At 70.9% G+C, this 9,314-nt stretch carries 6 protein-coding genes; all 6 read left to right on the forward strand.

Going from position 1 to position 9,314, the window contains the following annotated elements; translation table 11 throughout:
- The coding region (locus tag HMPREF0591_RS05175) for a PPW family C-terminal domain-containing PPE protein (RefSeq protein ID WP_007167382.1) at positions 1–273 on the forward strand (273 nt) is incomplete at its 5' end.
- A 368-nt stretch (positions 274–641) separates the two neighbouring features.
- Positions 642–2,495 (forward strand): type VII secretion AAA-ATPase EccA, encoded by a 1,854-nt coding sequence (gene eccA, locus HMPREF0591_RS05180; RefSeq protein WP_040621862.1) that lies wholly within the window; start codon positions 642–644, stop codon positions 2,493–2,495.
- Positions 2,492–4,102, forward strand: coding sequence for a type VII secretion protein EccB (gene eccB, locus HMPREF0591_RS05185; RefSeq protein ID WP_007167384.1), 1,611 nt, complete (start codon positions 2,492–2,494; stop codon positions 4,100–4,102). Before eccA ends, eccB begins: the two co-directional genes overlap by 4 nt.
- The gene (locus tag HMPREF0591_RS05190) at positions 4,099–8,058 is read left to right on the forward strand and encodes a type VII secretion protein EccC (RefSeq protein ID WP_007167385.1); all 3,960 of its coding nucleotides are present in this window, start codon (positions 4,099–4,101) and stop codon (positions 8,056–8,058) included. Before eccB ends, HMPREF0591_RS05190 begins: the two co-directional genes overlap by 4 nt.
- 12 nt (positions 8,059–8,070) lie before the next feature.
- On the forward strand, positions 8,071–8,379 hold the full coding sequence (locus HMPREF0591_RS05195) for a PE family protein (RefSeq protein WP_007167386.1): 309 nt from the start codon (positions 8,071–8,073) through the stop codon (positions 8,377–8,379).
- Between the two features lie 2 nt (positions 8,380–8,381).
- A partial coding sequence (locus tag HMPREF0591_RS05200) for a PPE family protein (protein WP_007167387.1) occupies positions 8,382–9,314 on the forward strand: 933 nt, incomplete at its 3' end.

Genomic DNA, 9,314 nt, shown 5'->3' on the forward strand with positions numbered 1-9,314 from the left:
CAGCGGGCCCGCCGGCGCCGCCGGACGGCGATGAAGGACCGCTACCGCGGCTACGAATTCGTGGACCTGGAGCCCGACGCGGGTTCGGGGGCCGATCCGCTCGAGGACCCGGCGCCGTCGATTGCGTCGGATCGCGGCGCCGGGCCCCTGGGTTTCGCCGGAACGGCGAGCGCGGGCGCTGCCGACGCGGCCGGCCTGGCGACGCTGGACGGCGGCGGGTTCGGCGACCCACCGTCGCTGCCGATGTTGCCCGGCTCCTGGGCGCCGGATTAGCGAGCCCGGACCGCCATGTTCGGGACCGGAACTTTTCGGGGCCGGCGCACGACTACTGGCTGCGTCTCCGTCCCGGTGGCGCCACGAAATCCGGCGGCCGTCAGGCGAGCCGCCGAATTGATAATGAAAACGATTTTCGATAAGCTCGGCCGCTTAGAGGGCGCTGCCAACGGGCTGCCAACCTACTGAGGCTGAGATAAGGACCGAAAATGCGGCGCATTGCGCGGGTTAACATCCTCATTAGCGGTAGAGGCCCGGGAGGGACGTGGTGAGCCGGACGGGCCCTCGCACCTCGACACTTAGCTTATGCAATGCTAACTTCAGGCGGGTTAGGTTAGGGGAGGCTACACAAATGGAAAGACGTGGCCGTGGAACTCGGTGACGCCGGCGTGCTCGCGGCTCAGCCCGTCGATTCTCGGGCGCAGGCCCGGGTCGACGGGGACGTCGTCAGCCGATTCGCCACCTGTTGCCGGGCGCTCGGGATCTCGGTCTACCAGCGCCGACGCCCGGCCGACCTGGTCGCCGCGCGCTCCGGGTTCGGCGCGCTGACCCGCATCGCCCACGAGCAGTGTGACGCCTGGACGGGGCTGGCGGCCGCCGGCGACGTGTCGCTGCGGGTGCTGGAGGCGGTGTCGCAGACCGCGGCGACGGCCGGCACGCTGCAGCGGCAGGTGGACCTTGCGCCCGGGGCGTTGGGCTTCCGTTACGACACCGGCCTGTACCTGCAGTTCCGCGCCGCCACCCCCGACGACTTCCACCTCGCCTACGCCGCGGCCCTGGCAACCGCGGGCCGGTTCGCCGACGCCAACCGAATCGTCACCGGGCTGACCGCGCGCCGGCCGGGTTGGCGCGAGGCCCGCTGGGTCGACGTCGTGACCAACTACCGCGCCGAGCGGTGGTCGGACGTCGTCAAGTTGCTGACGCCGGTCGTCAACGACGCCGGGCTCGACGAGGCCTTCGCGCACGCGGCCAGGATCGCCCTGGGCACCGCGCTGGCGCGGCTGGGCATGTTCGCCCCCGCGCTGTCCTACCTCGAGGAGCCCGAGGGTCCCGTCGCCGTCGCGGCGGTCGACGGGGCGCTGGCCAAGGCGCTGGTGCTGCGGGTGCACGTCGACGAGGACGCGGCGAGCGAGGTGCTGCAGGACCTGTACGCGGCCCATCCCGAAAACGAACAGATCGAACAGGCCCTGTCCGACACCAGTTTCGGGATCGTGACCACCACCGCGGCCCGGATCGAAGCGCGCACCGACCCGTGGGACCCCGACACCGAGCCCAGCGCCGAGGACTTCGTCGACCCCGCGGCCCACGAGCGCAAGTCCGTGCTCCTGCACGAGGCCGAACTCCAGCTCGCCGAGTTCATCGGGCTGGACGAGGTCAAGAACCAGGTGGCCCGGTTGAAGAGCTCGGTCGCCATGGAGCTGGTGCGCAAGCAGCGCGGTCTCGCGGTCGCCCAGCGCGCCCACCACCTCGTCTTCGCGGGGCCACCCGGGACCGGCAAGACCACCATCGCCCGCGTGGTCGCCAAGATCTATTGCGGCCTGGGCCTGTTGAAGCGCGAGAACATCCGGGAGGTGCACCGCGCCGACCTGATCGGCCAGCACATCGGCGAGACCGAGGCCAAGACGAACGCGATCATCGACAGCGCGCTCGACGGGGTGCTGTTCCTCGACGAGGCCTACGCCCTGGTGGCCACGGGAGCCAAGAACGACTTCGGGCTGGTGGCCATCGACACGCTGCTGGCCCGCATGGAGAACGACCGCGACCGGCTGGTGGTGATCATCGCCGGCTACCGCGCCGACCTGGACAAGTTCCTGGACACCAACGAGGGTCTGCGTTCCCGCTTCACCCGCAACATCGACTTCCCTTCTTACGCACCGTCGGAACTCGTCGAGATCGCGACCAAGATGGCCGAGCAGCGCGACAGCGTGTTCGAACAGGCGGCCCTGGACCACATGGAGGCGTTGTTCACCAAGTTGGCCACCGAGTCGACGCCGGACGCCAACGGAATCTCGCGGCGCAACCTCGACATCGCCGGCAACGGCCGATTCGTCCGCAACATCGTCGAACGCTCCGAGGAGGAACGAGAATTCCGGCTCGACCACTCGGAACACGCCGGAACCGGGGAATTCAGTGACGAGGAGCTGATGACGATCACCGACCAAGACGTCGAGAACTCGGTGGAGCCGTTGTTGCGTGGCCTCGGGCTGTCGGTGCCGGCATGACGAATCCCGAATCGGACCAGCGGCGCTCGTTCGCCTCCCGGACCCCGGTCAACGACAACCCCGACAAGGTCGAGTACCGCCGCGGTTTCGTCACCCGCCACCAGGTCACCGGCTGGCGATTCGTGATGCGGCGCATCGCTTCCGGCATCGCCCTGCACGACACCAGGATGCTCGTCGACCCGCTGCGCACCCAGTCGCGCGCGGTGCTGATGGGCGTGGTTCTGCTTGTCACCGCCGTGGCGGGCTGCTTCGTGTTCTCGCTGATCCGGCCCAACGGGACCGTCGGCACCAACAGCGTGCTCGCCGACCGGGCGACCGCGGCCCTCTACGTCCGGGTGGGCGACCAGCTGCACCCCGTGCTCAACCTGACGTCGGCCCGGCTGATAGTCGGCAAGCCGGTCAACCCCGCCACGGTGAAAAGCAGTGAGCTGGACCGGTTTCCGCGGGGCAACCTGATCGGCATCCCGGGCGCGCCGGAGCGGATGGTGCAGAACACCACGCGCGACGCGAACTGGACCGTGTGCGACGGGGTCGGCGGGACGGCGCGCGCCGTGCACAGCACCGGCGTCACCGTGATCGCCGGCCGCCCCGACAGCACCGGCGCGCGGGCGGCCAAACTCGATGCGGGGCGGGCGATCCTGGTCGACTCCCCGAGCGACAAGGGCATCACCACCTGGCTGCTCTGGGACGGCAAGCGCAGCCAGATCGACCTGGCCGACCACGCGGTCACCAACGCGCTCGGCCTGGGGCTGAACAACTCCGACATCCCCGCGCCGCGACCCGTCGCGCCGGGGCTGTTCAACGCGATCCCGCAGGCGCCGCCGCTGGCGGCGCCTGGCATCCCGAACGCCGGCGCCCCGGCCGGGTTCGCCGTGCCCGCGCCGATCGGCGCGGTGGTGGTTTCCTATGCGCTGGAGCCGAACTCGCCGGGCGCGGCGCGCTACTACGCGGTGTTGCCGGACGGCCTGCAGCCCATCTCCCCGGTGCTCGCGGCGATCCTGCGCAACACCAACTCCTACGGCCTGGACCAGCCGCCGCGGCTGGGCGCCGACGCGGTGGCCAAGCTGCCGGTGTCGCGGATGCTCGATACCGCGCGCTATCCCGATCGGCAGGTCACCCTCGTCGACGCCGCCAAGGACCCCGTCACGTGCGCGTACTGGAGCAAGCCGGCCGGGGCCGCCACCAGCTCGCTGAGCCTGTTGTCCGGTTCGGCGCTGCCGGTGCCCGAATCGATCCGCACCGTCGACCTGGTGGGGGCCTCTCCGGCCACGGCCGCGCGCGTGGCCCTGGCGCCGGGCACCGGCTACTTCGCCCAGACCGTCACCGGCGGTGCCGGCGCGCCCGGCACCGGGTCGTTGTTCTGGGTGTCCGACACCGGGGTCCGGTACGGCATCGACAACGAGGCCGAGAGCTCGGCCGCCGGGCGCGGTAAAACCGTTGCGGCCCTTGGCCTGAGCGAGCCGGCAGTGCCCGTACCGTGGTCGGTGCTGGCACTGTTCGCCGGCGGGCCGACGCTGTCGCGCGCCGACGCGCTGCTGGCGCACGACGGGCTGGCGCCCGACAGCAGGCCCGGCCGCGTGGCATCAGCAGAGGGAGCGCCCCGATGAGCCGACTCATCTTCGAAGCCCGCCGCAGGCTGGCGCCGCCGGTGACCCGCAAGGGCACCATCAACATCGAGGCGCCGCCCGAACTGCCGCGAGTGATCCCGCCGTCGTTCCTGCGCCGGGCGATGCCCTACGTGCTGGTAATCCTGATCGTCGGCATGGTCGTCGCGCTGTTCGCCACCGGGATGCGGCTGATCTCGCCGCAGACGCTGTTCTTCCCGTTCGTGCTGCTGCTGGCGGCCACCGCGATGTACCGCGGCAACGACAACAAGACCCGCACCGAGGAGGTCGACGCCGAACGCGCCGACTACCTGCGCTACCTGTCGGTGGTCCGCGACAACATCCGCACCCAGGCCGCCCAGCAGCGCGCCGCCGCCGAATGGTCGCACCCCGAGCCGGCGGCGCTGGCGGGGGTGCCCGGGTCGCGCCGGCAGTGGGAGCGCGACCCGCACGATCCCGACTTCCTGGTGCTGCGCGCCGGCCGCCACCAGGTGCCCCTGGCCACCGCGCTGCGGGTGAACGACACCGCGGACGAGGTCGACCTGGAACCGGTGTCGCACAGCGCCTTACGTAGCCTGCTCGACACCCACCGCATCGTCCGCGACGTGCCGACCGGGATCGACCTGACGAAGGTCTCGCGGATCACCGTGCTGGGCGAGGCCGACGACGCGCGGGCGGCGATGCGCGCGTGGATCGCCCAGGCGGTGACCTGGCACGACCCGGCGGTGCTGGGGGTGGCGCTGGTCGCCGGCGACCTGGAGGGCCCTGACTGGTCCTGGCTGAAATGGCTTCCGCACACCGATGTTCCGGGTGAGCTCGACGGTGTCGGGCCGGCCCGCTTTTTGGCGACCAACCCCGACGAACTGGTCATGCTGCTGGGCCCGGCCTTCCTCGACCGCCCGGCGTTCACCGGCGATCCCGCCGACGCGCTGCGGCACCTGCTGATCGTCGTCGACGACCCCGACTTCGACCTGGACACCTCCGCGCTGGGGCTGGGCCGGGCGGGCGTCACCGTCGTGCACCGCGGCGCCACCCCGCCGCACCGCGAGCAGTACTCGGATCCGGAGAAGCCGATCCTGCGTGTTGTGCATGGCGCCCTCGAGCGCTGGCAGACCGGCGGCTGGCAGCCCTACATCGACGACGCCGACCGGTTCGGTGCCGACGAGGCCGCCCACCTGGCGCGACAGCTGTCGCGCTGGGACTCCAACCCGACCCACACCGGGCTGCGCTCCGCGGCTACCCGCGGGGCCAGTTTCACCACGCTGCTGGGCATTCCGGACGCGTCGCGGCTGGACGTACCCACCCTGTGGGCGCCGCGCCGCCGGGAGGACGAGCTGCGGGTGCCCATCGGCGTCACCGCGACCGGTGAGCCGCTGATCTTCGACCTGAAGGACGAGGCCGAGGGCGGGATGGGCCCGCACGGCCTGATGATCGGTATGACGGGCTCCGGGAAGTCGCAGACTCTGATGTCGATCCTGTTGTCGCTGTTGACAACTCATTCGGCGGAGCGGCTGATCGTCATCTACGCCGACTTCAAGGGCGAGGCCGGCGCCGACAGCTTCCGCCACTTCCCGCAGGTCGTGGCGGTGATCTCCAACATGGCCGAGAAGAAGTCGCTGGCCGACCGGTTCGCCGACACCCTGCGCGGGGAGGTGGCCCGCCGCGAGACCCTGCTGCGGGAGGCCGGTCGCCGCGTGCAGGGCAGCGCGTTCAACTCGGTGGTGGAATACGAGAGCGCGATCGCGGCGGGGCACGACCTCCCGCCCATCCCGACGCTGTTCGTGGTCGCCGACGAGTTCACCCTGATGCTGGCCGATCATCCGGAATACGCGGAGTTGTTCGATTATGTGGCGCGCAAGGGCCGCTCGTTCCGCATCCACATCCTGTTCGCGTCGCAGACGCTGGACGTCGGCAAGATCAAGGACATCGACAAGAACACCTCCTACCGCATCGGGTTGAAGGTGGCCAGTCCCAGCGTGTCCCGCCAGATCATCGGCGTGGAGGACGCGTACCACATCGAGTCGGGCAAGGAACACAAGGGCGTGGGCTTTTTGGTGCCCGCGCCGGGCGCCGCCCCGATCAAGTTCCGCAGCACCTACGTCGACGGCATCTACGATCCGCCGCAGCGGGCGAAAGCCGTTGTGGTGCATGCCGCCCCGGAACCCAAGCTGTTCACGGCCGGGCGGGTCGAGCCCGAGCAGGACACGGTGATCCCGGCCGTCGAGGACGAGGAATTCACCGGGCCGCCGCGCAAGCTGATCGCCACCATCGGCGACCAGCTGGCGCGGTACGGGCCGCGGGCGCCGCAGCTGTGGCTGCCGCCGCTGGACGAGCCGATCCCGCTGACCGCGGTGCTGGCCCGCGCCGGGGTGCCGCAGCGCCAGTGGCAGTGGCCGCTCGGCGAAATCGACAAGCCCTTCGAGATGCGCCGCGACCCGCTGGTGTTCGACGCCACCTCGTCGGCCGGCAACGTGGTGATCCACGGCGGCCCGAAGTCCGGGAAATCGACTGCGCTGCAGACGTTCATCCTGTCGGCGGCCAGCCTGCACTCGCCGCGCGACGTCACCTTCTACTGCCTGGACTACGGCGGCGGCAAGCTGCGGGCGCTGGAAGACCTGGCGCACGTGGGCAGCGTGGCGTCGGCGCTGGAACCGGAACGCATCCGGCGCACCTTCGGCGAGCTGGAGCAGCTGCTGCTGTCCCGGCAGCGGCGCGAGGTGTTCCGCGACCGGCACGGCGCAGCCCCCGACGACGGCTACGGCGAGGTGTTCCTGGTCATCGACAACCTGTACGCGTTCGGCCGGGACAACACCGACCAGTTCAACACGCGTAATCCCTTGCTGGCCAAGGTGACCGAGCTGGTCAACGTCGGGCTCGCCTACGGCATCCACGTCGTCATCACCACGCCGAGCTGGCTCGAGGTGCCGCTGGCCATGCGCGACGGCCTCGGGCTGCGCCTCGAGCTGAGGCTGCACGATCCGCGTGACAGCAACGTGCGGCTGGTCGGCGCGCTGCGGCGCCCCGCGGAAGCCGTGCCGCACGACCAGCCCGGCCGCGGGTTGACCATGGCCGCCGAGCACTTCCTGTTCGCCCGCCCCGAGCTCGACCAGGTGGCCGCGATCAACGCCCGCTACCCGGGCATGGCCGCGCCGCCGGTGCGGCTGCTGCCGACCAACCTCGCCCCCGAGGCCGTCGGCGCGCTCTATCGCGGTCCGGAGCAGGTGGTCATCGGCCAGCGCGAGGAGGACCTGGCGCCCGTCGTCGTCAACTTCGCCGACGAGCCGCTGCTGATGGTGTTCGGCGACAGCAAGTCCGGCAAAACCACGTTGCTGCGCCACATCATTCGCACCATCCGCGAGAACTCGACGGCCGACCAGGTGGCGTTCACCGTGCTGGACCGGCGGCTGCACCTGGTCGACGAGCCGTTGTTCGCCGACAACGAGTACACCGCCAACGTCGACCGCATCATCCCGGCGATGCTGGGGCTGGCCAACATCATCGAGTCGCGGCGGCCCCCGGCCGGGCTGTCGCCCGGCGAGCTGGCCGGATGGACGTATGCGGGCCACACCCACTACCTGATCATCGACGACGTCGACCAGATACCCGACTCGCCGGCGATGGGCGGCCCGTACGTCGGGCAGCGGCCGTGGACCCCGCTGATCGGAATCCTTTCGCAGGCGGCCGATCTGGGGCTGCGGGTGATCGTCACGGCGCGCGCCACCGGGTCGGGGCACGCCCTGATGACCAACCCGCTGCTGCGCCGCTTCAACGACCTGCAGGCGACCACGCTGATGCTGGCGGGCAACCCGCAGGACAGCGGCAAGATCCGGGGTCAGCGGTTCGGCCGGCTGCCGGCCGGGCGGGCGATCTTGTTGGGCGACAGCGACAGTCCGACGTACGTGCAGTTGGTCAACCCGCTGGTGGGTGAGGCCGCAATGTTTGGTGAAACGCAACAGTAAGGGGAGAGAGTCATGACGTTGCGAGTGGTTCCCGAGGGCCTGGCGGCGACCAGCGCCGCGGTGGAGGCGCTGACGGCGCGGCTGGCGGCCGCCCACGCGGCGGCCGCGCCGGCCATCACCGCGGTGGTGCCGCCGGCCGTGGATCCGGTGTCGGTGCAGACGGCCGTCGGGTTCAGCGCGCAGGGATCCGAGCACGCCGCCGTCGCCGCCCAGGGCGTGGAAGAGCTGGGCCGCGCAGGCGTGGGCGTCGGCGAGGCCGGTGCCAGCTACCTGGCCGGTGACACCGCCGCCGCCGCGACGTTCGGATTCGGCGGCGCCTGACGATGACGGCCCCCGTCTGGATGGCTTCGCCGCCCGAGGTGCATTCGACGCTGCTCAGCGCCGGTCCGGGACCGGGGCCGCTGTTGGCGGCCGCGGGCGCGTGGACCTCGCTGAGCGCCGAATACGCCACGGCGGCGGCCGAACTCACGGGTGTGCTGGGGGAGACCCAGGCCGGGGCGTGGCAGGGGCCGACCGGTGCGCAGTACCTGGCCGCGCACGTGCCGTATCTGGCCTGGCTGCAGCAGGCCAGCGCCGACAGCGCCGGTGTGGCCGCGCAGCACGAGGTCGCGGCGGCGGCGTACACCGCCGCGCTGGCCGCGATGCCGACGCTGGGTGAGCTGGCCGCCAATCACGCCGTTCACGGCGTGCTGGTGGCGACGAATTTTTTTGGCGTCAACACGATTCCGATCGCGGTCAACGAGGCAGACTACGCGCGGATGTGGGTCCAGGCCGCCACCGTGATGGGCGCCTACCAGGCCACCTCCGGCGCGGCCCTGGCGTCCGCGCCGCGCAGCACCCCGGCCCCCTCGATCGTGCGCCCGGGCGGTGACGCCAACACTCTTTCGGCCAACACCGCGCAGAACACGCCCGGCAATTGGTGGCAGAACCTCATCCAGCAGCTGTCCAAGTTCCTGCAGGACTTCTTCCAGAACATCCAGCAGATGCTGCAGAACTTCTCCGCGAACCTGCCGGCGTTTCTGGCCGCCAACGGCCCGCTGCTGTTCTTCGTCGCCTACCAGGTGTTCTTCAACGCGGTGGGCTGGCCGACCTGGGGCGCGATCCTGACCGCGCCGTTCCTCATCCCGTTGCTGCTCGGCATCGGGCTGAGCTCCTTACTTGCCGCGCCCGCCGAGATCGCGCCGGTGGCGGCCGGGGCGGCCGCGACGCCGCTGGTCGCCTCGACCAAACCCGCGTCGATGTTGCCGGCCGTCGCG

This window comes from Mycobacterium parascrofulaceum ATCC BAA-614 (assembly GCF_000164135.1).
GTDB classification, from domain to species: Bacteria; Actinomycetota; Actinomycetes; order Mycobacteriales; family Mycobacteriaceae; genus Mycobacterium; species Mycobacterium parascrofulaceum.

Bases quoted from the DNA above. Each gene is read 5' to 3' on its own strand.
- eccB (WP_007167384.1), top strand. From the start codon at position 2,492: ATGACGAATCCCGAATCGGACCAGCGGCGCTCGTTCGCCTCCCGGACC.
- HMPREF0591_RS05190 (WP_007167385.1), top strand. From the start codon at position 4,099: ATGAGCCGACTCATCTTCGAAGCCCGCCGCAGGCTGGCGCCGCCGGTG.
- HMPREF0591_RS05195 (WP_007167386.1), top strand. From the start codon at position 8,071: ATGACGTTGCGAGTGGTTCCCGAGGGCCTGGCGGCGACCAGCGCCGCG.